The sequence below is a fragment of the Peteryoungia aggregata LMG 23059 genome, assembly GCF_030814435.1.
Taxonomy (GTDB): domain Bacteria; phylum Pseudomonadota; class Alphaproteobacteria; order Rhizobiales; family Rhizobiaceae; genus Allorhizobium; species Allorhizobium aggregatum.
This window is the reverse complement of sequence record NZ_JAUSUW010000007.1, coordinates 201,705-227,108: the sequence shown is the minus strand read 5'-3', so window position 1 is coordinate 227,108 and position 25,404 is coordinate 201,705. Positions and strand designations below refer to the sequence as shown.

The following is a 25,404-nucleotide window of genomic DNA, read 5'->3' as shown; positions in this document are numbered from 1 at the left end:
TCGCGCAGCTGTGTGGCTCTGGTCGTGTGCCGCGGCGCATGCGTCCCCACTCTCCCCCCTTGTGAGGGAGATGTCACGAAGTGACAGAGGGGGGTAAACCGCACCGCAGCCGAAACCATCCTACCGCTTGACCTCCCAGGTCGTCACCCGTTCTCCACTCTCCTTGTCCTTGCCGTCCTTGAGCTGGATGCCCTTTTCGCCAAGCTCGTCGCGGATGCGGTCGGCCTCGGCGAAGTTTTTCGCCTTCAGCATTTCGAGCCTGAGATCGACCAGCGCCTGGACGGCGGCGGAGAGGTCGTCGCTGACTTCTGCCTTCTTCGGAGCCACACCGAGAAGGGCAGCCGAGGCGACGAACAACGACAGCTTTGACGGATCCGCATTCGCTGCCTGGGCGAGTGCATGAACCGCCTGGATGGCCGCAACCGTGTTCAGGTCGTCGGAGAGGGCTTCAAGAATGGATGCATCCGGTGCCGTTTCGCCGGCATCACCTGCAGGCCACTTGGCCAAAAGACGTTCCGCTTCCTCCAGCCGTTTCACCGAAAAATCAATCGGCTCGCGGTAATGCGTCATCAGCATGGCAAGCCGCAGCACTTCGCCCGGCCATTTCCGCCCGCCGAATGTCTCTGTCGCCAACAACTCGTTGATCGTGACGAAATTGCCCTCCGACTTCGACATCTTGCGGCCTTCGACCTGCAGGAAGCCGTTATGCATCCAGACTGATGCCATCAGGTCGTTGTCGAAGGCGCAGCAGGACTGGGCGATCTCGTTTTCGTGGTGCGGGAAGATCAGGTCGAGGCCACCGCCATGGATGTCGAACTGGTGCGGCTTGGCTTTCGCCTTGGGCGACAGCCGGTCCTTGATTTCTTCCCAGAGATAGCGGTCGGACATGGCCGAGCATTCGATATGCCAGCCGGGACGGCCATAGATTGGGTGTGCCTTGCCTTCGAAGCTGAAATGCGCCGGCCAGCCGGGTTCGGTATCGGCCGACTGCTTCCACAGCACGAAATCGGCCGGGTTCATCTTGTGGCTTTCGACAGCGACGCGGGCGCCCGCCTGCTGGTCTTCCAGCTTGCGCTTCGACAGCATGCCGTAATCGGCCATGGAGGCGGTCGAAAACAGCACCTCGTGCCCTTCAGAGCCGGTTGCGACATAGGCATGGCCCATATCGAGCAGCCGCTGGATGATCGTGATCATCTGCGCAATATTGTCGGTCGCGCGCGGCTCGTGGGTCGGCTTGAGGCAGCCGAGCGATGCCGCATCCGCATGGAACTGGCTCTCGGTCGGCCCGGTCACGGCGCGGATGGCCTCGTTGAGGCTCATCGAACCATCGGCGATCTGCCCGCCGAAATCGCGCAGCGCGCGGGCGTTGATCTTGTCGTCCACGTCGGTGATGTTGCGGACATAGGTGACCTTGTCCGCACCGTAAACATGCCGGAGCAGCCGGTAGAGCACGTCGAAGACGATCACGGGCCGCGCATTGCCGATATGGGCGAAGTCATAGACGGTCGGGCCGCAGACATACAGGCGCACGTTGTCGGGGTCGATCGGTTCGAAATCGACCTTGTCGCGTGTGAGCGTGTTGTAAAGCTTGAGGCCGCCGGCCATGTCAGTCTCCCAGAACGAATGTACCCGGCTGGACCGGGTCGTTTGTCATCTGGGGCTATGCAGGAGACGAAAACGGCCAGGCCAGCGAAGCGCTAGCGAATAATGGTCCCGCAAATGATGCAGAGGCTCGTTTTCATGGGCGTTGTTATGGCGCGCGTCGCGATTTTGGTCAAGGGCGCTTGCTGCGTCCCGAAACGAACCGTCACTGTGGCTAAGGCTGTGGATAGTCGCCAGCAACCTTAAGTCTTTTTCAAGATAACTTCCCCAATTCTAGTGAGGCAATCCCCCGCCCTCGGAGATGATCTTCGGCAATGGACCAAACCCTGCATTTGCCCACCATCATGGTTGTCCATGCCCTGATTACCTTTGTGTCGACGGTGGTCACCATTTACATGTGGTTGCGCATCCGGGGCAGCCGCATCCTGCCGATCCTTGTTGTCGCAGGCCTAGCCGCATGTGCCGCCATGTTGCTCCACTCCGCGCGGGACACGCTGCCCCTGGTCGTGTCCTCGGGGCTGGGCCTGGGGCTCGGCGTGCTTGCCGTGGGCTTCTATTGGCAGGCGGTGGTGGTCTTTGAAGGTGGGCGGCTTTCGGTCTTCAAGGCGTCTATCGGACTGATTATCTGGACAGTCCTGTGGTTTATTCCCATCGTTCATCAGTCGATGGAGGTGCGCACCAGCGTGCTGGGTCTGCTGGTGGCAGGCTATTGCCTCCTGACCGCGCGCGAGATCTTCAAAAAGATGCGACCGGAGCCTCTGCCGTCGCGTTCCATTGCAGCCTTTGCCAACATCATTCGGGGTGTCGTCTGGCTTTCGCCTGCGCCGCTCTCCCTCTTCGTGGCGCCGGCCTATGCGCCGGATGGTACGACGGCACCTTGGTTTGCCTATGTCGTTCTCGCCAATTCGGTGATGATCGTGCTGACGCTCGTCGCTCTGCTGATGCTGGCGAAAGAACGGGACGAGCTGCGTTACCGCCTCGCCTCCGAACGCGATCCTCTGACCAATCTTGCCAATCGACGCACCTTCGTGGCTGAAGCCAAGGCGGCTCTCGATAGGGATGGCGAGACGAGCCTGCTTCTCCTGGACATCGACCATTTCAAGGTCGTCAACGATACCCATGGTCATGCCGCGGGCGACCAGGCCCTGCTTGCCTTCTCGCGCACGATCGAGCAGCGCATGCCCAAAGGCTGGCTCTTCGCTCGCCTTGGCGGTGAGGAATTCGCCTGTTTGATGCCGCGCATCAGTGCGCAGAAGGCGGTCGCCGTCGCCGAAAATCTCCGCCATGCCGTGGCGGAAATGGTCGTTTCCGGCCCGGCACCGCTGCAGATCACCGTCAGCATCGGTGTCAGCGAGGCGAGCGCCCGGGGGGTGGATCTCGATACCCTTCTCGCCCGCGCCGACGCCGCTCTTTACCGGGCCAAGGCGGACGGGCGCAATTGCGTCCGTCTCTGCGAACCCGCGACCCTGCTGGAAGAGACGGCCGAAACGCTGGCCCGCGCTGTCGGTGAGCCGCGCCGCGCGGTGTCTCCGCTGCGCCGCAGAGGCAAGTGATCAGGTCGTTGCGCGCGGCAATCGGAAAAGTCCGAGCACCAGCGCGCAACCGATGATGATCACTACGCCGCCACAGAGCTGCAACAGCGTCAGCGGCTCGTCGAGAACGAGCGCTCCGATCAGTACGGCGACAACGGTCACGACGAATTCGACGCTGATGGCAGCCGTCGCGCCGATGCTTTTGACCAGGCCGAAATAAAGCACATAGGTCAGCGCGCTCATCAGGGCCGCAAGCGCGACGAGATGGAGATAGTCCAGGGCAACAGGCGTTCCGGGCACCGGCACGAACCAAAGAAGCGGCAGGGTCAGGATCCCGCCGGCGATGAACGAACCGGTCGTGACCTCCCAAGGACCGGTGCCGGAGAGATACCGGCTGGCATAATTGCTGCCGAAGGCAGCTGAGAAGGTCGAGCCGACCATGGCGGCACAGCCGAACAGGAAGGTGCCGGTCACGGGCACTGCCGGAAAACCGACCAGCATGATGATCCCGACGGTCCCCAGAGCAAGCCCGAGCACGCGCGCCGGCGTAATGCGCTCCAGCCCCCAGAATTGGGCAATGACCATGGAGAAGAGGGGGATGGAGGCCACGAAGATCGCGGCCATGGCCGTGCCGATCAGCGGCGTCGCATAGGAAAGGCCGACAAGCTGCCCCGCCACCGTCGTAGCGCCAACGATCGTGAAGGGAAGCCAGCCCGCCGAAAAATCCAGCCGTCGCCGCATCAACCGGGCAATGGCATAGAGCAGGGCGCCGGCAATAAAGCAGCGGAACGTGACCGCTCCGATCCAGCCGAAGGCATCGACCACGTGCAGAAGCAGGAGGAACGAGAGCCCCCATGCCAAAGACAGATAGGTGTAGGCGGCGAAATCTCTGGGGGACATGGGAGATGTGTGCTCGCGGTGGATCTTGGTAAAAGGTCAGGAACTTTCCGTTTCCACCATCTGGCGGATCTTGACCGCTTTCTCGAAGTGGTCGAGTCGATGGGTCCGTATCCACCATTCCGCCGCTTCCATCAGCAATTCTGGATCGTTGTTCCGGTTGGCGAAGAAGGCATAAAAGGACAGCCCCACCGCCGGGCCCTTCTCGGCGATCTTTCGGTCACAGACCTCGATGATCTTACGTTTCAGGCTTGCGCGCATCGCCTCGTGCTTTCGTAAGCGGGCGGCCAACAGATTTAGGGCCCGTGGAACAGTGAGATTGGCTTACTCAGGCATCCGATAATCGACAATCTTGCCTTCGCGTACCTGGTAAAGCTTGCCCGTTTCCGTCTGCTCCGGACCCACAAGCGGCACGAGCTTGGCGGCAACCTCGGAAGGATGCGGCAGCGTTGCGGGGTCTTCGCCCGGCATCGCCTGGGCGCGCATGGCGGTGCGGGTGGCGCCGGGATCAACGGAGAGGACGCGCAGAGGCAGGCGTTGTGTCTCGGCCGCCCAGGTGCGGGCGAGTGCCTCGACGGCGGCCTTGGAGGCAGAGTAGGGGCCCCAGAACGGCTTGCATTTGTGGGCGGCGCCCGAGGACAGGATCAGCGCGCGCCCCTGGTCGGACTTGACCAGCAGCGGCTCGAGCGAGCGGATCAGGCGCCAGGTGGCGTTCACGTTGATCGTCATGACCTTGTCGAAAACCTTCGCTTCGACATGGCCGATCGGCGAGATGACACCGAGCACGCCGGCATTCAGCACGGCGATGTCGAGCTTGCCCCAACGTTCGAATATATGGCCACCGAGCTGATCGATTGCCGCCATGTCCGAGAGGTCGAAGGGTACCAGCGTCGCCGTTCCGCCAACAGCCTTGATCGCATCGTCGAGATCTTCGAGACCACCGACGGTGCGGGCGCAGGCGATGACATGCGCGCCGGCCTTGGCCAGTTCGATCGCGGTGAAATAGCCGATGCCGCGCGAGGCGCCGGTGACGAGCGCGATCCGGCCCTTGAGGTCGATGGTCATGGTCTGTCCTGTATCCCTAGAGCATGTACGGCAAAAACCGGATCGCCGTTCATGCTCTATCTCCTTGTTTCAACGCAGTCCGGACGCAAAACCGCTGACGCATTTTTGCTGGACCTGCTCTTGAGCTCAGCCGTTGGCGGCGAGCATGCTTTCCTTGCGGCCCGGCTTCTCGCTTTCCTTGTCGACGAGACGCGTCGGATAGTCGCCGGTGAAGTAGTGGTCGGTAAATTGCGGATTGGCGGGATCACGCGCCGCGCCGCCGACAGCAGTGTAGAGCCCATCGATTGACAGGAAAGCGAGCGAGTCCGCGCCGATATATTTCGCCATCGCCTCGTCGCCGGCATACTGGTTGGCCAGCAGCTTGTCCCGATCCGGCGTGTCGATGCCGTAGAAATCAGGATGGAAGATCATCGGGGAGGCGACGCGGATATGCACCTCCTTGGCGCCTGCATCGCGGATCATCTGGACGATCTTCAGCGAGGTCGTGCCGCGAACGATGGAATCATCCACCAGCACGACGCGCTTGCCCTCGATCATCGCTCGGTTGGCCGAATGCTTGAGCTTGACGCCAAAGGCGCGGATCTGCTGCGTCGGCTCGATGAAGGTACGGCCGACATAGTGGTTGCGGATGATGCCGTATTCGAACGGGATGCCGCTCTGCTGGGCATAACCGAGTGCTGCCGGAGTGCCGCCATCAGGAACGGGCACCACGACGTCCGCCACGACCGGGGCCTCCTTGGCGAGGTTCATCCCGGCATTCTTGCGCGTCGTGTAGACGTTACGGCCGGCAACGACCGAGTCCGGACGGGCGAAATAGACATATTCGAACAGGCAGACGCGCTCCGGCTGCGGACGCGCCGGCATGCGGGATTCGATCGTCACAGAGCCGTCGGCCTGCGTTTCGCAGATCACCACTTCGCCGTTCTTCACGTCACGCACGAACTTGGCGCCGATGATGTCAAGCGCACAGGTCTCGGAACAGAAGATCGGCTTGCCGTCGAGTTCGCCCATGACCAGCGGACGGATGCCGATCGGGTCGCGGGCGGCGATCAGCTTGGTGCGGGTGAGCGCGATCATCGCATAGCCCCCTTCCATCTGCCGGATGGCGTCGATGAAACGGTCTGTGGTGGAGGCATGACGCGAGCGGGCGATGAGATGGAGGACGACTTCGGTGTCGGAGGTCGACTGGCAGATGGCGCCGGTGGCGATGATCTGGCGGCGCAGTGTCAGGCCGTTTGTGAAGTTGCCATTGTGCGCAATGGCGATGCCGCCTTCCTCCAGTTCGGCAAACAGCGGCTGAACGTTTCGTAGCGCGACTTCGCCCGTGGTCGAGTAGCGGGTATGACCGATCGCCTGCGGGCCGGGCAGTTTCGCCAGCGTCACCGGGTTGGTGTAGTGGTCGCCAACCAGGCCCATATGCTTTTCGGTGTAGAACTGCCGTCCGTCGAAGGAGACGATGCCGGCTGCTTCCTGACCACGATGCTGGAGTGCATGCAGGCCGAGCGCCGTCAGTGTCGAGGCATCCGGGTGCCCGAGGATCCCGAACACACCGCATTCCTCGTGGAACTTGTCGTCATGGCTGCCATACACGACATAGGAAGGGCTGATCTGCTTCATGGCGAGGGCCTTTGCTCCGGGGACAGACGCTGGGATGCTGCGCTTCTAACAGGCAAGCCGCCGGTCTGTCCCGATCCGGCGGCGTCTCTCTTGTCTCAAATCGCGCGACGGATTGCCGCGAGACTATCAGTTGCTCGGGGCCGGGGTCTGAACTGCCGGCGCCTGGTCCGCCGGAGCCTGCTCGGCGGGTGCCGTGTCTCCGGCCGCGCCGGCCTCGCCCTCTTCGCGGCCGAGAATCCGTTCGCGGATCTGCGGCTCGATATCCTGCGGCAGGACGGCTTCGAGTTTCAGCACCAGCGAGTCCAGGAAAGGCTTCGACTTGGAATTGTTGACCCAGTCAGGACGCTGGCGGACATCGATCAGCCAGTTCCAGAAGGCAACGGCAACAACCAGCAGAAGAAGACCGCGCGCCGCGCCGAACAGGAAGCCGAGCGTGCGGTCAAGCGCGCCGATGCGGCTGTCGATGATGAAATCGGCAATGCGCGAGGTGATGAAGGAAATCACGATCAGCGCGATCAGGAAGATGATGCCTGCCGAGCCTGCCATGGCGATCCGCGCATCGCTGGTATAGTTGAGCAGGTAGGGCACCAGCAACGGATAGAGATAGTAGGCCGCAGCGACCGAGCCCGCCCAGCTCGCGATGGACAGCACTTCGCGCGAAAAACCACGCACCATCGCCAGCACCGCCGAGAACAGAACGACGCCGATGACGATACCGTCGAAAATTGTGATGGGCATAAATACCAACTCCAAGGCCGCCGGTGAAGACCGGCATTGATGTCACCGCGATACCGCCGGAACACGTATACTCACGCGTCGGACCGGATCAACCATCCTCCTGATCCGTGGGGGCTTTCAGCCGGGAACCGGCGATCCGCGCCACGAGATCGGGAAGGCTGTCCACTTCCCTCCATTTGCCCTTCGAACCCTTGGGAAGGTCCGCTGAGGCAGCCGGCAAGACCGCGGCGGAGAAACCAAGCTTTTCCGCCTCTTTCAGCCTCTGGGCCGTATGCGACACCGGCCGCACCGCCCCCGATAGACTGACTTCGCCGAAATAGACGCAATCGGCCGGAAGGGCAAGACCGGCCAGTGACGAAACCAGCGCCGAAGCGATCGCCATGTCGGCTGCCGGTTCGCTGATCCGGTAGCCGCCGGCAACGTTCAGATAGACGTCATGCTGACCGAGCCGCACACCGCAATGCGCTTCCAATACCGCCAAAATCATGGCGAGGCGTGATGAATCCCAACCGACGACGGCACGGCGTGGCGTTCCAAGCGACGTTGCCGCCACCAGAGCCTGCACCTCGACAAGCACCGGGCGGGTGCCCTCCATGCCGGCGAAGACCGCGGCACCGGGGGCTTTCTCATTGCGTTCGCCAAGGAAAAGTTCGGATGGATTGGCAACTTCGCGCAGCCCCTTGTCCGACATTTCGAACACGCCGATTTCGTCGGTCGGCCCGAAGCGGTTCTTGACCGTACGGAGGATACGGTAGTGATGGCCGCGATCGCCTTCGAAATAAAGGACGGCGTCGACCATGTGCTCGACGACGCGGGGACCGGCGATCTGGCCTTCCTTGGTGACGTGCCCGACCAGCACCATGGTCGCCCCGGTCTGCTTGGCATAGCGGATCATCGCCTGCACCCCGGTGCGCACCTGGGTGACGGTGCCCGGCGCACTGTCGGCCGTATCGCTCCACAGCGTCTGGATCGAATCGATGATCACGAGATCGGGGCGTTTGCCTTCCGAGATGGTGGCGAGGATGTCCTCGACATTGGTTTCGGCGGCGAGCAGCACATCCGTGTCTGCGGCCCCCAGGCGTTGCGCCCGCAACCGGACCTGCGCGACCGCTTCTTCGCCCGAGACATAGATCACCCGGTGGCCGCGCCGGGCGAGCGCCGCTGCGGCCTGCATCAGGAGCGTGGACTTGCCGATGCCCGGATCGCCACCGATCAGCACCGCCGAGCCGCGCACGAAACCGCCACCGGTTGCTCGATCAAGTTCGCCCATGCCGGTCGGAATGCGCGGCGCCTCCTCGATTTCGCCAGACAGCGAGGTGAGCGTGACGGGACGTCCCTTCTTCGGCGCCTTGCCGGGACCCGACCCGATCCCGCCCATGGGATCTTCCTCGACGATGGTGTTCCACTCGCCGCAGCCGTCGCATTTGCCCGCCCAGCGGGAATGAACCGTGCCGCAGTTCTGGCAGATGAATTGGGTTTTGGCTTTGGCCATGAATTACAGGTCGCTTTCGGGGAAGGTGTCGGGCGTGATGTCTTGTCGTCCATGCGTGATACGGAGGACTACGAAAGTGTCTGCGACGATACGGAAGTAGATGCATCGACGGCGATAGGGAAATGCGCGCAAGCCGGGTTTCAGCCAGTCACGCGAGACCCCGGGATTTCTGGATCCTGCAAGGTCCGTGATCTTCTGCTCGATATCGCGGGTGAAACGCTCGGCCGCAACAGGGCTTCGCTCATAAAGGTAATTGTAGATCTGGATCAGATCCTCTACGGCTTGGGGCGACAGTCGATAGCGTCGACCGAAACTGCTGTTCACCGTCGTGCTTTCGCTTCGGCGACAATGAAGGCAGTGAGGTCGCCCGAATTGGAAAACTCCTTGAAGTCACCAGCCTCTACGGATCGGTCGGCTTCATCGATAATCGACCGAAGTTCTGCAATCCGCTCTCGACGCTCGTTCTGGGCTAGCAGGCGCAGACCCGCGCGGAGCATGTCCTCCGCAGAAGTATAGGCGCCGTTGCTCACCTGCCGCTCGATGAATGCGGATTCGTCTGGTTCGAGCTCTAGCTGCACAGTCGAGTGAGCGGGATGTTCAGCAGTCATTGGATGCTCCATTGTCCGGAACAATAGCAGAACAAATCCGCCGGCGCCAGACCTCAGTCTTCCCCCTCAAGGTAGATGCGCTCATAGCGCAGACCAAGCCCGGTCAGCATCTCGTAGCCGATCGTGCCGGCGGCGCGGGCGACGTCGTCGAGTGGCATCGAGGGGCCGAGAAGTTCGATGTAGTCGCCGCTGCGCACAGCATTGTCAGGCAGATCGGTGATGTCGAAAATGGTGAGATCCATGGTGACCCGACCAATCACGGGAACGCGCTTGCCGCCGACCACGCCATGAGCGCCGGGAAGGCCGGTGTCGCGCAGGGGAATGCCGGAGCCAGAGAGATTGCGCAGATAGCCATCCGCATAGCCAACGCTCGCGACTGCGAGCCGGCTATCGCGGGCCAGCACATGGGTTGCGCCGTAAGAGACGCTTTCGCCAGCCTTGGCCTCGCGGATCTGCAGGATGCGCGCCTCGGCCTTGACCACCGGCTGCATCGGGTTTTTCGCGCCGTTAACCGCCTCGCCACCGTAAAGCGCGATGCCCGGGCGGGTGAGGTCGAAGTGGTAATCGGACCCGAGGAAGATGCCGGCGGATGCCGAGAGACTGGAATCAACACCTTCGAAAGCCGCGCTAACCTCCCGGAATTTATCTAGTTGCTGGCGGTTCATCGGCGAAGACGGATCATCGCCACAGGCGAGGTGGCTCATGACAAGCACAGGATCGAGGCTTGCCGGGCGCGAGACGTCGTCGGTCAGCGCCAGCGCGTCGGCCATCGGTAGGCCCAGCCGGTTGAAGCCGGTATCGACATGCAGGGCGCAAGGGTAGGCCCCACGCTCGGTCAACACCGCCATCCAGAAGGCGAGTTGCTCCTCTGATGCAATCACCGGGACCAGATCGTTGTCGAAGAAGATTTCTTCCTGGCCGGGCCAGATGCCTGATAGCACGAAGATCCGGGCCTCGGGCGCATAGGGCCGGAGCGTTGCCCCTTCGGCCGGCACGGCGACGAAGAAGTCGCGAGCCCCGGCGCGGTAAAGCACCTGGCCGACATCCTCGATGCCAAGACCATAGGCATCCGCCTTGACGACGGCAGCAGCCCGCGCCTTGCCTGAGCGGCGTGCCATTTCTCGCCAGTTCTCGGCGATCGCCGAGAGATCCACGGTCAGGCGCAGCGGTGCCGAAAGAAACTCCTCCGGCGCATCAAGGATGGTGAAACGGTCTGTCATGAAGGCTTCGGGTCAGTTGATCGATGCGCCGACCCTAGCACTTTTCTTCAAGACGAAAATGCGGCGGCCCGATATTATGCTGCTATGCACAGTGTTTCGCAGCAGGAGGCCGCCGAGGCCAATCCGGTCTCACGCAAGGAGCTGACCCGCTTCTGGCGGGACGGGCGTTTCCGCGACATGGAATGCCTGACCGCCTCCTTCATCACCCATGAATTCTCGCCTCATTCGCATGACACATTCTCGATCGGCGCGATCGAGGTCGGCTGCCAGGTGGCAAGCATCCGGGGCATGCGTGAACACACCGGCCCCGGTGCGCTCTATCTGATCAATCCGGGTGAGATTCACGACGGACAGCCCGGTGCGCCCGAGGGCTATCGCTACCGTATGATTTATCCCGATGTGACTCTGCTGACCGAAGTCATCGAGGACGTGACGGGGCAGGCCTTCAACGGGACGCCGAGCTTCGGCCGGCAGTTGCTTTCGGATCCGGAGCTTGCCCAGGCCTTCAACCGCGCCCATCACCGGGTCGAAAGCGATGCTGTAGCCGCATTAGAGGGCGAGGAGAGCATGTACTGCGTGCTCGCCAGCATGTTCGCCCGCCACGGCAGCGAGATCATCCGCGCGCCCGATCACGGCGAGCCACTCGCCATGCGTCGTGTGCGTGACTACATCGCCGAACATTTTGCCGAGGAACTGGGCCTTGAAGCGCTGGCCAAGGTCGCGGGCCTCAGTCGCGCCCACATGATCCGGGCCTTCCGCAAGCAGTATTTCATTACCCCGCATGCCTTCCAGACCGACATGCGCATTCGCCACGCCCGTCATCTCCTGCGCTGCGGCGCAACGCCGTCCGACACGGCCCAGGCCTGCGGCTTTGCCGACCAGGCGCATCTGACGCGCCAGTTCAAGGCGCGCACGGGGCTGACCCCCGCCGTCTTCCGCGCCGGCTGATCTCAGTCACTTTCGTTCAAGACGACGCCCCTTCGAACCGGCTAGATCCTCCGCCAACAGGAGGTCCCATGACTGAACATGTTTTCCGGCGCGAAGCGACTGACGGCTTTCGCGCCATCCTTCCCGTGATCATCGCCGCAGTCCCCATCGGCTTCGTCTTCGGCGCGGTCGCGACTGGCAAGGGTCTTTCGTCGTTTGAGGTAACGCTGATGAGCGCACTGGTCTTTGCCGGCGGCTCGCAATTCGTTGCCATGGATCTGTGGACCCACCCGGCCTCATGGACCGCACTGGGTTTTGCCGCCCTTCTTGTCAATCTCCGCCACGTGCTGATGGGCGCCTCTCTGGAGCGCAGCCTCGGGCTCTTCCGCCCCTGGCAGAAGCTGCCGACGCTGCTTATCATGGCTGACGAGAACTGGGCCTTGGCGGAGGTGCGGGCAAGGACGACGGCGCTGACGCCAGCCTACTATCTCGGGCTCGCCTTGCCCTTCTATCTCGGTTGGGTGGCTTCAAGCCTTGCCGGCGCGCTCTTCGGTGCGCTGATCGGCGACATCACCGTGTATGGACTGGATTTCGCCTTTCCGGCGCTCTTCATCGTGCTGCTGACCGGTTTCTGGAAGGGCAGGGAGACCGGACTGGTGCTGGCGGCAAGCGGGCTTGCGGCGCTCACTGTTCACGCGCTGGTGCCTGGCGCCTGGTACATTGCCGCTGGCGCACTCGCCGGCCTTGCGGCGGCCTTCATTCCGCTTAGGCAGAAGGAGCAGCCGGCATGACGCTCGATCCCGCAACCCTCGCTGCCATCCTCGCCATGATGGCAGCCACCGCCTTCACCCGTCTGTCAGGAGCTTTCCTGGTGCGCCGATTGAAACTGGGCGCCGGCGCCGAAAAGGCACTCGCCAACGTGCCGCCTGCCGTGTTGATGGCTGTGGTCGCTCCCACGGCGCTGGCAACGGGCTGGCCTGAGACGATCGGTTGCCTGGTGGTTGTCGCAGCCGCGCTGCGTCTGTCCCTATTGCCGGCAGCAGCGCTCGGCGTCATCTCCGTGGCGCTCCTGCGTCTATTCGGCCTGTAGTCACCATCCGGATTGACGCAGCGATTCCGGCGCTTTGCGGCAGTCAGCTAAGCGCTTTTCTCGCCGCGTGGCTTCTGCAGTTGCCACTGCAAATGTGTTTTCACCGTCGGCCACTCGCATGCAATAATCGAGTAGACGGCTGTATCGCGCAGTGTCCCGTCCGGCATCTTCATATGTGAGCGCAGGATGCCGTCGAGCTTTGCGCCAAGCCGCTCAATCGCACGTCGGCTCTGGCTGTTGAGGAAGTGCGTGCGAAATTCAACCGCAATGCAGTCCAATTCCTCGAATGCATGTGTGAGGAGCAAGAGCTTGCATTCAGTATTCAGCGGCGATCTTTGTACGGATTGGCGGTACCAGGTTGAGCCAATCTCCACCCGCCGGTTGGCGCCGTCGATGTTCATGAATGTGGTCATGCCGACGGCCCGACCGTTGGCGCGGTCGATGATCGCAAACGGCAGCATCGACCCGGTGGCGCGCAATGCCAGCCGCCGCTCGATTTCCTTGCCGACATTCTCTGGAGCCGGGACGACCGTGTACCAAAGCTGGTGCAAGTCGCCGTCGCCGGCCGCCTCCACTAGGTCGTCATGATGCGCCATGGAAAGAGGTTCCACGGAAACGAACTTGCCGGTTGCGGAAAAAGAGTCAGGCCATGGCGTCATGAAATCGGTCCCGGTCGATATATGCCACTCTTAATAGTTCAGTTCCACATGCCTGATCACGGTTCTTCGTATTGAACGAAGCTCGGCTCAGCGAGGTCCGCGAAGCGGGTGAACTCCGACTGGAAGGCCAGCTTGACGGTACCGGTCGGTCCGTGACGCTGCTTGGCGATGATCACGTCGGCCGTGCCCTTCACCTTTTCCATATGCGCTTCCCATTCCGGATACTTCGGATCGGCCAGATCGCGCGGCTCGAGGTTCTTCACGTAGTATTCCTCGCGGAACACGAAGAGCACGACGTCGGCGTCCTGCTCGATCGAGCCCGATTCACGAAGGTCGGAGAGCTGCGGGCGCTTGTCTTCACGGCTTTCGACCTGACGGGAAAGCTGCGACAGCGCGACGATCGGCACGGCGAGTTCCTTGCCGAGCGACTTCAGGCCTGTGGTGATCTGGGTGATTTCCTGCACGCGGTTTTCACCCGCCTTGCCGGCACCGGTCATTAGCTGGATATAGTCCACGACGAGAAAGTCGAGGCCGCGCTGGCGCTTCAGACGGCGGGCACGCGCGGCGAGCTGGGCGATCGAGATACCACCGGTCTGGTCGATGAACAGCGGCACCTTCTGCATGGTCTGGCTGAATCCGACCAGTTTTTCGAATTCGTGCTCGGTGATGTCACCACGACGGATCTTGGAGGACGACACTTCCGTCTGCTCGGACATGATACGGGTGGCGAGCTGTTCGGCCGACATTTCGAGCGAGTAGAAGCCGACGACGCCGCCGTTCTTTGCCTTGAACGAGCCGTCGGGCAGCACTTCGGGTTCGTAGGCAGCGGCGATGTTCCAGGCGATGTTGGTGGCAAGCGAGGTCTTGCCCATACCCGGACGTCCGGCAAGCACGATCAAGTCGGACCGCTGCAACCCGCCCATCTTGGCGTCGAGCGACATGATGCCGGTCGAGATGCCGGACAGATTGCCGTCACGCTCGAAGGCGGCACCGGCCATGTCGACGGCTTGGGCCACCGCGTCCGAGAAGGACTGGAAGCCGCCGTCATAGCGACCGTTTTCGGCGAGCGCGAAAAGGCGGCGCTCGGTGTCTTCGATCTGCGCCTGCGGTGGCATGTCGAGCGGCGCGTCATAGGCAATATTGACGACGTCTTCGCCAATCTGGATCAGCGAGCGGCGGAGCGCGAGGTCATAGATAGCGCGACCATAGTCTTCCGCATTGATGATCGTGACCGCTTCGGAAGCCAGACGCGCGAGGTACTGCGCAACCGTGAGATCGCCCACCTTCTGGTCCGCCGGCAGGAAGGTCTTGATGGTGACGGGGTTGGCCGTCTTGCCCATGCGGATGATTTCAGACGCCACCTCGAAGATCTTCCGGTGCAGCGGCTCGTAGAGATGCTCGGGCTTGAGAAAGTCCGATACGCGATAGAAGGCATCGTTGTTGACGAGGATCGCGCCCAACAAGGCCTGTTCGGCTTCGATGTTGTTCGGAGCCTCCCGATAGAGCGGCTCGGTCGATTGGACCGGGCTCAGTTTGCGCGCAGCATCATTCATTCGTTCGCATCCAATCAGTGTCTCGGCGGTGGCTGCACCATAGCGAAGAAGCGGGGCGGCGAAATGGCTCGCAGCGCAACCCACATTGATTCACAGGCACGCCCTGTCAACTTTAGAAAAAGCCCAAGGATCCGATCTTTTCGGTTGACTGTGACATTCACCGAATCGGCCTAGCAGGGATGCATTCTACCAAGGCACCAACGAAAAACGCCCGGAAAAAATCCGGGCGTTCCGTTTCAGCAACTGGCTGAAAGATTAGTCGTCCTCGCCGTCCATGTCGGCTTCCGGATCGAAGAAGTCTTCCGGACGCAGAGCGTCTTCGTCAACGCCGTAGATGGCGTCGGCGGAGGTGAGGCTTTCGCCCTTGGCCTGGCGCTCGGCTTCTTCAGACGAACGGGCAACGTTGAGTTCGACCGAGAGTTCGACTTCAGCATGCAGGTGCAGGGTCACCTGATGCAGGCCGATAGCCTTGATCGGGGTGTTCAGCTCGACCTGGTTGCGGCCGATGTTGAAGCCTTCGGCAGCCAGGATTTCAACGACGTCGCGAGCAGCGACAGAACCGTAGAGCTGGCCGGTTTCGCCAGCCGAACGGACGACGATGAAGGACTTGCCGCCGAGAGCGTCGGCAACGGTCTGGGCTTCGGACTTGCGCTCGAGGTTACGAGCTTCGAGCGTGGCGCGCTCGGATTCGAAGCGCTTCTTGTTGGCTTCGTTGGCGCGCAGCGCCTTGCCCTGCGGCAGCAGGAAGTTACGAGCGAAGCCGTCGCGAACCTTGACGGTTTCGCCCATCTGGCCGAGCTTTGCGATGCGTTCGAGGAGAATGACCTGCATGATCCTGTTCCTTTCAGTTGTCAGTATCGGAGTTTGAAGGGTCGGCCTTTTGGGCCGGCGTAAGGGCAACTGTCCGTCGGGTGTCCGAAAGACCGATGATGAAGGGGATCATGAGCGGAAGCAGCATGATCGAAGAGAGATAGGCGAGCACGAGTGCCGGCAGGCGCCAGTCCTTGCCGCGTGTCTTGTGATGCAGCGAGGCAAAGCCCGCCATCAGGAAGCCAGCGCCGAAGGTGCCGCAGACGGTCGCGCCAATCATCGCAGGCACGCCGCCGATGAAGCAGGCGATGATGCCGGCGAGGAAGATGAAGACCGTGTTGCGGTTCATCCGGAGCGCCGACGGAAAGTCTTCGCGCGGACGCTTGTTACGGCCGGAAGCCGTCACGATCCGCATGGCGATGTAATACATCATGGTGAGCAGCAGCACCCAGGTGCCACCCTGGATGATCGGCAGAAGCACGACCATGCTGCGCTTCAGCTGCTCAAGTGCCACAGCATCCGGTGCCATGGCCGGATCCTGCGCATTCATCGCCTGCGCCATCGCATCCACCAGCTGGCCGGTAAACTCAGGACCAAAGCCGATGATCACGCCAAGCACGACGACAGCGATCGTCACGAAGCTGCAGAGCTGCAGAAGAATGTCGGAGAGCGGGTACCAGGCGATCAGATGGTCCGGGCCGCCGATCTCGGATGCCGGACGCGCAAGGCTCGACAGGTGGGCCAGCCAGCCGGCCGGTGCCAGGGTAAAGATGGCCATGCCGAAGGCGAACATCGGCGAGACGCTGATCGTGCCGAGCAGTGCAGCCGTGACGATAGCGGTGATCGCCGCGACATTGCCCCAGCCAAGGCCAACGATGAGAACGGGCAGGGCGGAAGCCGCATAGAGAATGGAAGCAAGCGTAGGCTGCGCTGCAGCACCCAGCACGAGCAGGGCGGCAGTGATGCCGGCAACAAAGCCGGTCGTCAGCGATTTCGCATCCAGTTTGTTCAACGTCGCTGTCCTGCTGGTTCTAGCAGTTAGGGGAGAGGCGCAAGCGGTCTCGCGAGAGCCATCCCCAACATGGGGTTTTGCCTGATGTCGCGATGTCGCGCCGTCCGGCAGTTTGTTCCGATCCGCGCCCAACGCGGAAGGGATGAAGCCCGCCGGTCGGTGACCGGCAGGCTTCGGATCAGATTACGCTACGACGTAAGGCAGCAGGCCGAGGAAGCGGGCGCGCTTGATGGCCTGGGCCAGTTCGCGCTGCTTCTTCTGGGAAACTGCGGTGATACGCGAAGGAACGATCTTGCCGCGCTCGGAAATGTAGCGCTGCAGGAGACGGACGTCCTTGTAGTCGATCTTCGGAGCATTGGCGCCCGAGAAGGGGCAGGTCTTGCGACGACGATGGAAGGGACGACGTGCCTGAGAAGAGGATGCATCAGCCATTGTAATTTCTCCTGTTGCTCAGATTACGCGCGGTCTTCGCGCGGACGGCGCTCGAAGCCACCTTCGCGCGGGCCACGGTCCGGACGCGGACCACGATCGCCACGGTCACCGAAGTCACGGCGCGGGCCACGGTCGTCGCCTTCGCGGCGCGGACGGTCGTCACGATCGCGCTTCTGCATCATGGCAGACGGACCTTCTTCGTGGGCTTCGACGGCGATGGTCATGTAACGAAGAACGTCTTCGTTGATGCGCATCTGGCGTTCCATTTCGTGGATCGCGGCACCCGGAGCTTCGATGTCCATCAGCGCGTAATGCGCCTTGCGGTTCTTCTTGATGCGGTAGGTCAGGGACTTGAGGCCCCAGTTCTCTACGCGCCCGACCTTGCCACCGTTTGCTTCGATGACACCCTTGTACTGTTCGACGAGGGCATCAACCTGCTGGGCGGACATATCCTGCCGGGCAAGGAATACATGTTCGTAAAGAGCCATGACAGCTTTGCCTTTCTTGCGGTTGTCGTCACCCGGATCCGGCGCTAAGCCTCACAGACTGCTCCTGTGCGGCCAAAGCCGCGGCAAGAAAAGCTATGTGTTCGAGACGGTCGAGAGCGGAGACACGGGAGACCGGAAACCCTTATGGTTCCTGCTGCAGACCTTGCGGGCCTGCCAGCCCTCCGTTCAGCCACCAGCCAGAGGACCGGGTGTTGTGAACGGCGCGCTTATACGCGGATCTGCCACAAAAGCAAGGGCCGCTCGGCGTTTTTGCGCCGGCGGCCCAGATTGGGCTTCGTGGGTTAGGCTGAATGTTCAGACCTGAACCAGCGCGAAGGTATAGCCGACATAGGCGACAAGCATGGCGCTCGCCGTGAGCCTGCGCACACCCAGATGGGTGAGCAGGAGGAAAGCGAACCCAAGCGTGACGGCCAGCATCACCGGAATATCGAAGCTTCCGAAGCGCGGAGACACTGCGATTGGCTGGATCACGGAGGTCACGCCGAGGATGAACAGGATGTTGAAGATGTTCGACCCGACGATATTGCCGATCATGATATCCGAGTGCTTGCGCAGAGCCGACATGATGCCGGTTGCGAGCTCCGGCAGCGAAGTGCCGACGGCCACGATCGTGAGGCCAATGACGGCCTCAGACACGCCGAAATCGCGGGCGAGATTGGTCGCGCCACGAATCAGAAGTTCAGCACCGACAAAGAGCGTCGCAAGGCCACCGATGATCAGCGCAGCCATGAAGGCGTTGCTAAGCGTTTCATGCTTCACGTCCTCGTCTGCAGACTCTTCGACTTTGCCTTTGCTGTTCACATAGGCATAGGTCACATAGGCCAGCAGTACGGCGACCATGATCAGGCCGGCGAGGCGGCCGATGGTAGAAAACTGCGCGAGTGCGAGAAGCAGGACCGCAGCAGCGATCATGACATAGGTGTCGCGCTTCACACCTTTGTCCCAGTGGGTGATCGGGAAAATCAGTGCGCAGACGGCGATGATCAGAAGAATGTTGGCGGTGTTGGAGCCGACCACGTTGCCGAGAGCGATATCGGACGAGCCTGCCAATCCTGCGCGCACCGAAACGAGCAGTTCCGGCATCGACGTACCGAAGCCGACAATGACCAAGGACACGATGAGCGTCGGGATAGCCAGTTTATAGGCAACCGCGATGGCGCCCCGCAACAGCCACTCAGCCCCGAAATACAGACCGACGAGGCCGCCGGCAACCAGTAGGTAATCCAATTTAATCCCCCATTCGTCCAGTGGCCCGCAGGCCGATATGTTGATCGCCGCCGCAGGTGGTGATGGGCGGCGGCGATGTGTAGGTCACGGACGTTCACGTTTTCGTTTGTGGTCGTGCTCTGTCAACAGGCGCCTCAGATGGGCATTGGATAGAGACGATGAATGGCGGCGATCCCCTTCATGACCTCTTCCGACAACGTCAGGTCTGCAGCGCCGATATTCACCTTCAACTGCTCCATTGTGGTGGCTCCGATGATGACGGAGGCCATGAACGGACGGGTGAGGCAGAACGCAAGTGCCATGGCCGAGGGATCAAGGCCGTGCTTGTTTGCCAGTTCGACATAGGCGCGTGTTGCCTCTTCCTGATGCGGCACGAGGCGACCACCGATGTCGCCGTTGATCGATCCGCGAGATCCGGCCGGCTTCTTCCCGTCGAGATACTTGCCGGAGAGGATGCCGCCGGCGAGCGGCGAATAGGCGAGCAGGCCGACATCCTCGTGATGCGAGAGTTCGGCCAGGTCGAGATCGTAGTGACGGTAGAGCAGGTTGTACTCGTTCTGGATGGTCGCGACACGCGGCAGCCCTTTGGCTTCCGCGAGCGAGAGATACTTCTGCGTGCCCCAGGTGGTCTCGTTGGAGAGGCCCACGGCCTTCAGCTTGCCGGCCTTCACGCAGTCGCCGAGGGCGTCGAGGATTTCCGCGATGTCAGCAGCAGCCTTGGCCCGGTCCTGCTTGAAGGGGTTGTAGTTCCAGGCTCCGCGGAAGTGAAAGTGACCGCGGTTCGGCCAGTGGATCTGGTAGAGGTCGACATAGTCGGTCTTCAGCCGCTTCAGGCTGGCGTCGAGCGCCTCCTTTACCACCGCGCCGGTGATCGGCTTGCCCTCGCGGATATAAGGACGACCGGGGCCGGCAACCTTCGTCGCAAGCACCACCTGATCGCGCTTGCCTGATTTTTCAAACCAGTCGCCGATCAGTCGCTCTGTATCGGCATAGGTCTCTGCTGCAAGCGGCGTGGTCGGGTAGAGCTCCGCCGTGTCGAAGAAATTGACGCCGTGGTCGAGGGCGTAATCCATCTGCTGATAGGCTTCTTCGCGCGTGTTCTGCGAGCCCCAGGTCATGGTGCCCAGGCAGATTTCGGAAACAAGGATATCGGTTCGGCCGAGCCGGTTCATCTTCATCGGGAAGCCTCGAATGGAAGAGTGTGCCTTGGGAGGCAGGAGTGGTTCGCGTCAATTTAGGCAGAAATTGATGCACCGCAAGATGCCGATAGCTGTGGAACAGCCACTGTCCCCGGGCGGTTCGGCCGGTCTGTCGAGGGGCCGGAGGCTTGACTCGCAAGGGGCATCTGTGAATTGACAGGGAAAAACCCAAGGGAGAAACGCCCATGTCAGTCGCATTCACCTTCCCGGGCCAGGGCAGCCAGGCCGTCGGAATGGGCAAGGACCTTGCCGATAACTTTGCCGAAGCCCGCGCCGTTTTCGAAGAAGTTGACGAAGCGCTCGGCCAGAAGCTCTCCGACATCATGTGGAACGGCCCGGAAGAGACGCTGACGCTGACCGCCAATGCCCAGCCGGCTCTGATGGCCGTCTCCATGGCCGTTGTCCGTGTGCTGGAAGCCAGGGGCCTCGATCTGAAGTCGAAGGTCGCCTATGTCGCCGGCCATTCGCTCGGCGAGTATTCCGCCCTCTGCGCTGCCGGCACCTTCTCGATCGCCGACACCGCCCGTCTCCTGCGCATTCGTGGCAACGCGATGCAGGCGGCCGTTCCCGTGGGTGAGGGTGCCATGGCTGCGATCATCGGTCTGGAGCACGGCGACGTGCAGGCGATCTGCGTGGAAGCCTCCGCTATCGGACCCTGCCAGATCGCCAATGACAATGGCGGCGGCCAGCTGGTGATCTCCGGTGGCAAGGCCGCCGTCGAGAAGGCTGCGGCGCTGGCCACAGAAAAGGGCGCCAAGCGCGCCATCATGTTGCCGGTTTCGGCACCCTTCCATTCGGCTCTGATGGGCCCGGCGGCTGATGCCATGCGCGAGGCGCTGGCCAAGGTCGAAAAGAAGGATCCGGTCGTGCCGCTGATCGCCAATGTGCGCGCCGCGCCGGTGACTTCCGCTGCCGAGATCGCCGATCTGCTCGTCGAGCAGGTCACCGGTCAGGTCCGCTGGCGCGAAACGGTCGAATGGTTCGGCGCCAATGGCGTGACCACGCTTTATGAAGTCGGCGCCGGCAAGGTCCTCACCGGTCTCGCCCGCCGCATCGACAAGAACATCAGCGGTGTGGCCGTCAATGGCCCGACCGACATCGACGCAGCGCTCGCCGCCCTCAACGGCTGATCGCCTCAACGAACAACAAGGAACCCGACCATGTTCGATCTGACAGGCCGCAAGGCCCTCGTGACTGGCGCCACCGGTGGCATCGGCGAAGAAATCGCGCGGCAACTGCATGCCCAGGGCGCGATCGTCGGCCTGCACGGCACGCGCGTCGAAAAGCTGGAAGCGCTGGCCGCCGAACTCGGTGACCGCGTCAAGATCTTCCCGGCCAATCTCTCCGACCGCGATGAGGTCAAGGCGCTCGGCGAGAAGGCCGAGGCTGAACTCGAAGGTGTCGACATCCTCGTCAACAACGCCGGCATCACCAAGGACGGCCTGTTCGTGCGCATGTCGGACGCCGACTGGGATGCGGTTCTCGAAGTCAACCTGACGGCCGTCTTCCGCCTGACCCGCGAGCTGACCCATCCGATGATGCGCCGCCGCTTTGGCCGTATCATCAACATCACCTCGATCGTTGGCGTCACCGGCAATCCGGGCCAGGCCAATTACTGCGCCTCCAAGGCCGGCATGATCGGCTTTTCCAAGTCGCTCGCCCAGGAAATCGCCACCCGCAACGTGACGGTCAACTGCGTGGCTCCGGGCTTCATCGAAAGCGCGATGACCGGCAAGCTGAACGACAAGCAGAAGGATGCGATCATGGGGGCCATCCCGATGAAGCGCATGGGCACCGGTGCTGAAGTCGCGTCAGCCGTCGTCTACCTCGCCTCCAACGAGGCTGCCTACATGACCGGGCAGACGCTGCACGTGAATGGCGGCATGGCGATGATCTGATTGAATTGCCGGAAAGCGCCCCTCTGCAATAGGATGTTGACCGAGGCAAGGGGGCGAATTTCTGGCTTTGCGGCGCGCTTAAACCGTGTTAAGCGGGCCATGACTGTGAGCAGTCGCTCCGTCTCATGAGCCGAAGTTTATGCTTTTGTTTGCATAAACCGCTCTGGGTCAGGGCCGAACGGGTTTGCTGGTGGGGACGTAAGCGTCACTGGCTGAATGCAGGGCAGGGACGCCATTAAGGCTCCCTCTGAATTTTAGAAGGTCGAGGATACCGACATGAGCGATATCGCAGAACGCGTGAAGAAAATTGTAGTTGATCATCTCGGCGTAGACGCTGAAAAGGTCGTCGAAGGCGCGAGCTTCATCGACGATCTGGGCGCTGACTCGCTCGACACCGTCGAACTCGTCATGGCCTTCGAAGAAGAGTTCGGCGTTGAAATCCCGGACGACGCTGCTGACTCGATCCTGACGGTCGGCGACGCCGTAAAGTTCATCGAGAAGGCTCAGGCCTGATCGATCACATTGCTGCGGAAGGCGGGCGAGAGCCCGTCCTGTCCGCTTGGGCCCGCGCTGAGCGGGCCTTGTTGTATCTGGACCTTTGTTTACAATGACTTCGGTCAAATGAATTGGGTGGGCTTCGCACGATGAGACGTGTCGTCATCACCGGTACCGGCATGGTATCGCCTCTGGGATGTGGAACGGAACTGACCTGGCAGCGGCTTCTGGCCGGCCAGAGTGGCGCGCGTCTGGTCACGGAATTCGAGGTCGAAGACCTTCCCGCCAAGATCGCCTGCCGCATCCCGACCGAAGGTGAAGGCGCTTGGAATCCTGACGACTGGATGGAGCTCAAGGAGCAGCGCAAGGTCGACCATTTCATCATCTATGCGATTGCCGCGGCCGACATGGCGCTCAAGGATGCCGGCTGGGAGCCGACAACCTATGAAGACCAGTGCCAGACTGGCGTGCTGATCGGCTCCGGCATCGGCGGCCTCGAGGGCATCGTCGAAGCGGGCCATATCCTGCGCGACAAGGGCCCGCGCCGCCTGTCGCCCTTCTTCATTCCCGGACGTCTGATCAACCTTGCCTCCGGTCAGGTGTCGATCCGCCACAAACTGCGCGGCCCGAACCACTCCGTGGTGACAGCCTGCTCGACCGGTGCCCATGCGATCGGTGATGCTGCCCGTCTGGTCGCACTCGGCGATGCCGATGTCATGGTCGCCGGCGGCACGGAATCGCCGATCAGCCGCATCTCGCTGGCCGGCTTTGCCGCCTGCAAGGCGCTGTCGACGGCCCGCAATGACGACCCGACCGCCGCCTCGCGCCCCTATGACAAGGACCGTGATGGTTTCGTCATGGGTGAAGGTGCAGGCATCGTGGTCCTGGAAGAACTTGAGCATGCCAAGGCGCGCGGCGCCAAGATCTATGCCGAAGTTGTCGGCTACGGTCTCTCGGGGGATGCTTTCCACATTACCGCCCCGTCGGAAGACGGCGACGGTGCCTTCCGTTGCATGACCATGGCGCTGAAGCGCGCTGGTCTCACCGCAGCCGACATCGACTACATCAACGCCCATGGCACTTCGACCATGGCCGATACCATCGAGCTCGGCGCTGTCGAGCGGCTGGTCGGCGAACATGCGTCGAAGATCTCGATGTCGTCCACCAAGTCCGCGATCGGTCACCTCCTGGGTGCAGCCGGCGCCGTCGAGGCGATCTTCTCGGCGCTCGCCATTCGCGACAATGTCGCACCGCCGACACTCAATCTCGACAATCCCCAGGTCGAAACCAAGATCGATCTGGTGCCGCACAAGGCAAGGCAGCGGGATATCAATGTCGCGCTGTCGAATTCCTTCGGTTTCGGCGGTACCAACGCATCCCTGGTGCTGAAGCGCTACGAGGGCTGACGCGACGGGCGGCAAGCCATGCCGCTTCGTTCACCGTCATAGCACTGGATGAAGGCGGGATGCTCTTGCCCGCCGCCACTTTCTGCGGGTAGAAATCATGCCAACGCCCGGCGCGCCCGCGCCGGACGACGACCCGGATTTTTGCCGCATTGCTGGACGAAACAGCCGCGAGTGCGAAACAAAGAAGGATTGCCGGTGACCGACAACAGCCAGAACGGCGGTAGCCAGAACAACGGTGTCTCCTTCGGTCGCGACGCCGACACCCAGCCGGGCAAGGGACCGTTTATTCCGAAGTCGCCCAATGAGGCACTGCGCCCTGAGCGCGTGCCGCAGCCGCCGCGCCGGTCTCGCAAGGCGCGCAGCCAGCTGGTGATCTTCCTCAACTTCCTCATGACCATGGTGGTTTTCGTCGGCGTCGTCGCGGTTGCCGGCTTCTTCTATGCCATGGATACCTATCAGAAGCCGGGGCCGCTGGCCGCCAACACCAATTTCGTCGTTCGCAGCGGTGCAGGTCTGGCGGAGATTGCCAACAATCTCGAGCGCAATGGCATCGTCTCCGATGCGCGCATCTATCGCTACGTGACAACAACCTATCTCAAGGAAGACCAGACGCTGAAGGCCGGTGAATACGAGATCAAGGCGGGCGCCTCGATGAAGGATGTGACGGCCTTGCTGGAATCCGGCAAGTCGATCCTGTATTCCGTGTCGCTGCCTGAAGGCCTCACCGTGAAGCAGATGTTCCTCCGCCTTGCTGCTGATCCGGTGCTGGAAGGCGACCTTCCGGCAGAATTGCCGCCAGAGGGCAGCCTGCGTCCTGACACCTACAAGTTCACACGCGGCACAAAGCGGGCAGAGATCGTCACCCAGATGCGCGCAGCACAGGAACGCCTGATCGACCAGATCTGGGAAAAGCGCGATCCGGACCTGCCGGTCGATACGAAGGAAGACTTCGTCACGCTTGCCTCGATCGTCGAGAAGGAAACCGGCAAGGACGACGAGCGTGCCCATGTCGCCTCCGTCTTCATCAACAGACTGAACAAGGGCATGCGCCTGCAGTCTGACCCGACGATCATCTATGGCCTGTTCGGCGGTGATGGAAAACCGGCCGATCGTCCGATTTTCCAGTCTGATATCCGCAAGGAAACGCCCTACAATACCTACGTGATCAAGGGACTGCCGCCGGGGCCGATCGCCAATCCTGGCCGTGCAGCCTTGGAAGCCGTTGCGCATCCGTGGAAGACGGAAGACCTCTACTTCGTGGCTGACGGCACGGGCGGCCATGCCTTCGCCAAGACGCTCGAAGAGCACAATGCCAATGTTCGTCGCTGGCGCAAGATCGAAGCCGAGCGGGCACAGACACCACCGGCAACGCTCGATGTCGAGCCGGAAGTCGATCCGGCGGCGAACAATTGAGAC

27 protein-coding genes are annotated in these 25,404 nt (G+C 62.0%); 9 read left to right on the top strand and 18 right to left on the bottom strand.

What is annotated here, in order from left to right; translation table 11 throughout:
* Window positions 1–120: 120 nt before the first annotated feature.
* On the bottom strand, window positions 121–1,605 hold the full coding sequence (cysS, locus tag J2045_RS14120) for a cysteine--tRNA ligase (RefSeq protein ID WP_307373793.1): 1,485 nt from the start codon (window positions 1,603–1,605) through the stop codon (window positions 121–123).
* Window positions 1,606–1,916: 311 nt separating this feature from the next.
* On the opposite strand from cysS, the gene J2045_RS14115 reads away from it, so the two are divergent.
* A complete protein-coding gene (locus J2045_RS14115; RefSeq protein ID WP_307373792.1) occupies window positions 1,917–3,155 on the top strand; it encodes a GGDEF domain-containing protein in 1,239 nt (412 codons plus the stop codon).
* Here the strand turns inward: J2045_RS14115 and J2045_RS14110 are convergent, their stop codons facing one another.
* From J2045_RS14110 to alr, 9 genes are all read right to left on the bottom strand, one after another.
* Window positions 3,156–4,034, bottom strand: a complete 879-nt coding sequence (locus J2045_RS14110; RefSeq protein ID WP_307373789.1) for a DMT family transporter — start codon at window positions 4,032–4,034, stop codon at window positions 3,156–3,158. It abuts the gene before it with no gap.
* Window positions 4,035–4,070: 36 nt separating this feature from the next.
* Window positions 4,071–4,292 carry a DUF6500 family protein gene (locus J2045_RS14105; protein ID WP_307373787.1) on the bottom strand — a complete coding sequence of 74 codons (222 nt, stop codon included), beginning with the start codon at window positions 4,290–4,292 and terminating at the stop codon, window positions 4,071–4,073.
* Between the two features lie 63 nt (window positions 4,293–4,355).
* Window positions 4,356–5,096: an SDR family NAD(P)-dependent oxidoreductase gene (locus J2045_RS14100; RefSeq protein ID WP_307373785.1), complete on the bottom strand. Its 741-nt coding sequence runs from the start codon at window positions 5,094–5,096 to the stop codon at window positions 4,356–4,358.
* A 126-nt stretch (window positions 5,097–5,222) separates the two neighbouring features.
* A complete protein-coding gene (purF, locus tag J2045_RS14095) occupies window positions 5,223–6,713 on the bottom strand; it encodes an amidophosphoribosyltransferase (protein WP_307373783.1) in 1,491 nt (496 codons plus the stop codon).
* 126 nt (window positions 6,714–6,839) lie between these two features.
* Window positions 6,840–7,451, bottom strand: coding sequence for a CvpA family protein (locus J2045_RS14090; RefSeq protein WP_307373780.1), 612 nt, complete (start codon window positions 7,449–7,451; stop codon window positions 6,840–6,842).
* Between the two features lie 88 nt (window positions 7,452–7,539).
* Complete coding sequence (gene radA, locus J2045_RS14085) at window positions 7,540–8,943, bottom strand: DNA repair protein RadA (RefSeq protein ID WP_307373777.1); 1,404 nt, start codon at window positions 8,941–8,943, stop codon at window positions 7,540–7,542.
* A 3-nt stretch (window positions 8,944–8,946) separates the two neighbouring features.
* Window positions 8,947–9,267 (bottom strand): type II toxin-antitoxin system RelE/ParE family toxin, encoded by a 321-nt coding sequence (locus J2045_RS14080; protein ID WP_307373774.1) that lies wholly within the window; start codon window positions 9,265–9,267, stop codon window positions 8,947–8,949.
* Entirely contained in the window at window positions 9,264–9,551 is a 288-nt protein-coding gene (locus tag J2045_RS14075; RefSeq protein WP_307373771.1) for a type II toxin-antitoxin system ParD family antitoxin, read from the bottom strand. The genes J2045_RS14080 and J2045_RS14075 overlap by 4 nt, the downstream gene beginning before the upstream one ends.
* A 53-nt stretch (window positions 9,552–9,604) precedes the next feature.
* Window positions 9,605–10,771, bottom strand: a complete 1,167-nt coding sequence (gene alr, locus J2045_RS14070; RefSeq protein WP_307373769.1) for an alanine racemase — start codon at window positions 10,769–10,771, stop codon at window positions 9,605–9,607.
* Window positions 10,772–10,855: 84 nt separating this feature from the next.
* On the opposite strand from alr, the gene J2045_RS14065 reads away from it, so the two are divergent.
* The 3 genes from J2045_RS14065 (at window position 10,856) to J2045_RS14055 (ending at window position 12,788) form a co-directional block, all read left to right on the top strand.
* Entirely contained in the window at window positions 10,856–11,719 is an 864-nt protein-coding gene (locus tag J2045_RS14065) for an AraC family transcriptional regulator (RefSeq protein ID WP_307373767.1), read from the top strand.
* Window positions 11,720–11,787: 68 nt separating this feature from the next.
* The gene (locus tag J2045_RS14060; protein ID WP_307373763.1) at window positions 11,788–12,489 is read left to right on the top strand and encodes an AzlC family ABC transporter permease; all 702 of its coding nucleotides are present in this window, start codon (window positions 11,788–11,790) and stop codon (window positions 12,487–12,489) included.
* Window positions 12,486–12,788: an AzlD family protein gene (locus J2045_RS14055; RefSeq protein WP_307373760.1), complete on the top strand. Its 303-nt coding sequence runs from the start codon at window positions 12,486–12,488 to the stop codon at window positions 12,786–12,788. Before J2045_RS14060 ends, J2045_RS14055 begins: the two co-directional genes overlap by 4 nt.
* A gap of 47 nt (window positions 12,789–12,835) precedes the next feature.
* Here J2045_RS14055 and J2045_RS14050 read toward each other — a convergent pair whose 3' ends face one another.
* The 8 genes from J2045_RS14050 to J2045_RS14015 all read right to left on the bottom strand — a co-directional run bounded on the left by J2045_RS14050 (window position 12,836) and on the right by J2045_RS14015 (window position 20,168).
* A complete protein-coding gene (locus J2045_RS14050) occupies window positions 12,836–13,447 on the bottom strand; it encodes a GNAT family N-acetyltransferase (protein ID WP_307373758.1) in 612 nt (203 codons plus the stop codon).
* Window positions 13,448–13,503: 56 nt separating this feature from the next.
* Window positions 13,504–15,000, bottom strand: a complete 1,497-nt coding sequence (locus J2045_RS14045) for a replicative DNA helicase (RefSeq protein WP_102021424.1) — start codon at window positions 14,998–15,000, stop codon at window positions 13,504–13,506.
* Between the two features lie 255 nt (window positions 15,001–15,255).
* On the bottom strand, window positions 15,256–15,831 hold the full coding sequence (rplI, locus tag J2045_RS14040) for a 50S ribosomal protein L9 (RefSeq protein ID WP_307373755.1): 576 nt from the start codon (window positions 15,829–15,831) through the stop codon (window positions 15,256–15,258).
* A gap of 13 nt (window positions 15,832–15,844) precedes the next feature.
* Window positions 15,845–16,822, bottom strand: coding sequence for a DUF2232 domain-containing protein (locus tag J2045_RS14035; protein WP_307373753.1), 978 nt, complete (start codon window positions 16,820–16,822; stop codon window positions 15,845–15,847).
* A gap of 183 nt (window positions 16,823–17,005) precedes the next feature.
* On the bottom strand, window positions 17,006–17,254 hold the full coding sequence (gene rpsR / locus J2045_RS14030; RefSeq protein WP_003502063.1) for a 30S ribosomal protein S18: 249 nt from the start codon (window positions 17,252–17,254) through the stop codon (window positions 17,006–17,008).
* Window positions 17,255–17,277: 23 nt separating this feature from the next.
* A complete protein-coding gene (gene rpsF, locus J2045_RS14025) occupies window positions 17,278–17,742 on the bottom strand; it encodes a 30S ribosomal protein S6 (RefSeq protein WP_307373751.1) in 465 nt (154 codons plus the stop codon).
* Window positions 17,743–18,057: 315 nt separating this feature from the next.
* Window positions 18,058–18,990 (bottom strand): calcium/sodium antiporter, encoded by a 933-nt coding sequence (locus J2045_RS14020; RefSeq protein WP_307373749.1) that lies wholly within the window; start codon window positions 18,988–18,990, stop codon window positions 18,058–18,060.
* Between the two features lie 134 nt (window positions 18,991–19,124).
* The gene (locus J2045_RS14015) at window positions 19,125–20,168 is read right to left on the bottom strand and encodes an aldo/keto reductase (protein WP_307373747.1); all 1,044 of its coding nucleotides are present in this window, start codon (window positions 20,166–20,168) and stop codon (window positions 19,125–19,127) included.
* A gap of 206 nt (window positions 20,169–20,374) precedes the next feature.
* Between J2045_RS14015 and fabD the strand changes: the two genes are divergently transcribed.
* The 5 genes from fabD (at window position 20,375) to mltG (ending at window position 25,401) form a co-directional block, all read left to right on the top strand.
* Window positions 20,375–21,319 carry an ACP S-malonyltransferase gene (gene fabD / locus J2045_RS14010; protein WP_307373744.1) on the top strand — a complete coding sequence of 315 codons (945 nt, stop codon included), beginning with the start codon at window positions 20,375–20,377 and terminating at the stop codon, window positions 21,317–21,319.
* A 30-nt stretch (window positions 21,320–21,349) separates the two neighbouring features.
* Window positions 21,350–22,087 (top strand): 3-oxoacyl-[acyl-carrier-protein] reductase, encoded by a 738-nt coding sequence (fabG, locus tag J2045_RS14005; RefSeq protein WP_054150507.1) that lies wholly within the window; start codon window positions 21,350–21,352, stop codon window positions 22,085–22,087.
* A gap of 276 nt (window positions 22,088–22,363) precedes the next feature.
* Window positions 22,364–22,600, top strand: a complete 237-nt coding sequence (locus tag J2045_RS14000; protein WP_006727438.1) for an acyl carrier protein — start codon at window positions 22,364–22,366, stop codon at window positions 22,598–22,600.
* Between the two features lie 131 nt (window positions 22,601–22,731).
* Window positions 22,732–23,988 carry a beta-ketoacyl-ACP synthase II gene (fabF, locus tag J2045_RS13995; RefSeq protein ID WP_307373738.1) on the top strand — a complete coding sequence of 419 codons (1,257 nt, stop codon included), beginning with the start codon at window positions 22,732–22,734 and terminating at the stop codon, window positions 23,986–23,988.
* A gap of 189 nt (window positions 23,989–24,177) precedes the next feature.
* Window positions 24,178–25,401 (top strand): endolytic transglycosylase MltG, encoded by a 1,224-nt coding sequence (mltG, locus tag J2045_RS13990; protein ID WP_307373910.1) that lies wholly within the window; start codon window positions 24,178–24,180, stop codon window positions 25,399–25,401.
* Window positions 25,402–25,404 lie beyond the last annotated feature (3 nt).

Bases quoted from the DNA above. Each gene is read 5' to 3' on its own strand.
- cysS (WP_307373793.1), bottom strand. From the start codon at position 1,605: ATGGCCGGCGGCCTCAAGCTTTACAACACGCTCACACGCGACAAGGTC.
- J2045_RS14115 (WP_307373792.1), top strand. From the start codon at position 1,917: ATGGACCAAACCCTGCATTTGCCCACCATCATGGTTGTCCATGCCCTG.
- J2045_RS14110 (WP_307373789.1), bottom strand. From the start codon at position 4,034: ATGTCCCCCAGAGATTTCGCCGCCTACACCTATCTGTCTTTGGCATGG.
- J2045_RS14105 (WP_307373787.1), bottom strand. From the start codon at position 4,292: ATGCGCGCAAGCCTGAAACGTAAGATCATCGAGGTCTGTGACCGAAAG.
- J2045_RS14100 (WP_307373785.1), bottom strand. From the start codon at position 5,096: ATGACCATCGACCTCAAGGGCCGGATCGCGCTCGTCACCGGCGCCTCG.
- purF (WP_307373783.1), bottom strand. From the start codon at position 6,713: ATGAAGCAGATCAGCCCTTCCTATGTCGTGTATGGCAGCCATGACGAC.
- J2045_RS14090 (WP_307373780.1), bottom strand. From the start codon at position 7,451: ATGCCCATCACAATTTTCGACGGTATCGTCATCGGCGTCGTTCTGTTC.
- radA (WP_307373777.1), bottom strand. From the start codon at position 8,943: ATGGCCAAAGCCAAAACCCAATTCATCTGCCAGAACTGCGGCACGGTT.
- J2045_RS14075 (WP_307373771.1), bottom strand. From the start codon at position 9,551: ATGACTGCTGAACATCCCGCTCACTCGACTGTGCAGCTAGAGCTCGAA.
- alr (WP_307373769.1), bottom strand. From the start codon at position 10,771: ATGACAGACCGTTTCACCATCCTTGATGCGCCGGAGGAGTTTCTTTCG.
- J2045_RS14065 (WP_307373767.1), top strand. From the start codon at position 10,856: ATGCACAGTGTTTCGCAGCAGGAGGCCGCCGAGGCCAATCCGGTCTCA.
- J2045_RS14060 (WP_307373763.1), top strand. From the start codon at position 11,788: ATGACTGAACATGTTTTCCGGCGCGAAGCGACTGACGGCTTTCGCGCC.
- J2045_RS14055 (WP_307373760.1), top strand. From the start codon at position 12,486: ATGACGCTCGATCCCGCAACCCTCGCTGCCATCCTCGCCATGATGGCA.
- J2045_RS14050 (WP_307373758.1), bottom strand. From the start codon at position 13,447: ATGACGCCATGGCCTGACTCTTTTTCCGCAACCGGCAAGTTCGTTTCC.
- J2045_RS14045 (WP_102021424.1), bottom strand. From the start codon at position 15,000: ATGAATGATGCTGCGCGCAAACTGAGCCCGGTCCAATCGACCGAGCCG.
- rplI (WP_307373755.1), bottom strand. From the start codon at position 15,831: ATGCAGGTCATTCTCCTCGAACGCATCGCAAAGCTCGGCCAGATGGGC.
- rpsR (WP_003502063.1), bottom strand. From the start codon at position 17,254: ATGGCTGATGCATCCTCTTCTCAGGCACGTCGTCCCTTCCATCGTCGT.
- rpsF (WP_307373751.1), bottom strand. From the start codon at position 17,742: ATGGCTCTTTACGAACATGTATTCCTTGCCCGGCAGGATATGTCCGCC.
- J2045_RS14015 (WP_307373747.1), bottom strand. From the start codon at position 20,168: ATGAAGATGAACCGGCTCGGCCGAACCGATATCCTTGTTTCCGAAATC.
- fabD (WP_307373744.1), top strand. From the start codon at position 20,375: ATGTCAGTCGCATTCACCTTCCCGGGCCAGGGCAGCCAGGCCGTCGGA.
- fabG (WP_054150507.1), top strand. From the start codon at position 21,350: ATGTTCGATCTGACAGGCCGCAAGGCCCTCGTGACTGGCGCCACCGGT.
- J2045_RS14000 (WP_006727438.1), top strand. From the start codon at position 22,364: ATGAGCGATATCGCAGAACGCGTGAAGAAAATTGTAGTTGATCATCTC.
- fabF (WP_307373738.1), top strand. From the start codon at position 22,732: ATGAGACGTGTCGTCATCACCGGTACCGGCATGGTATCGCCTCTGGGA.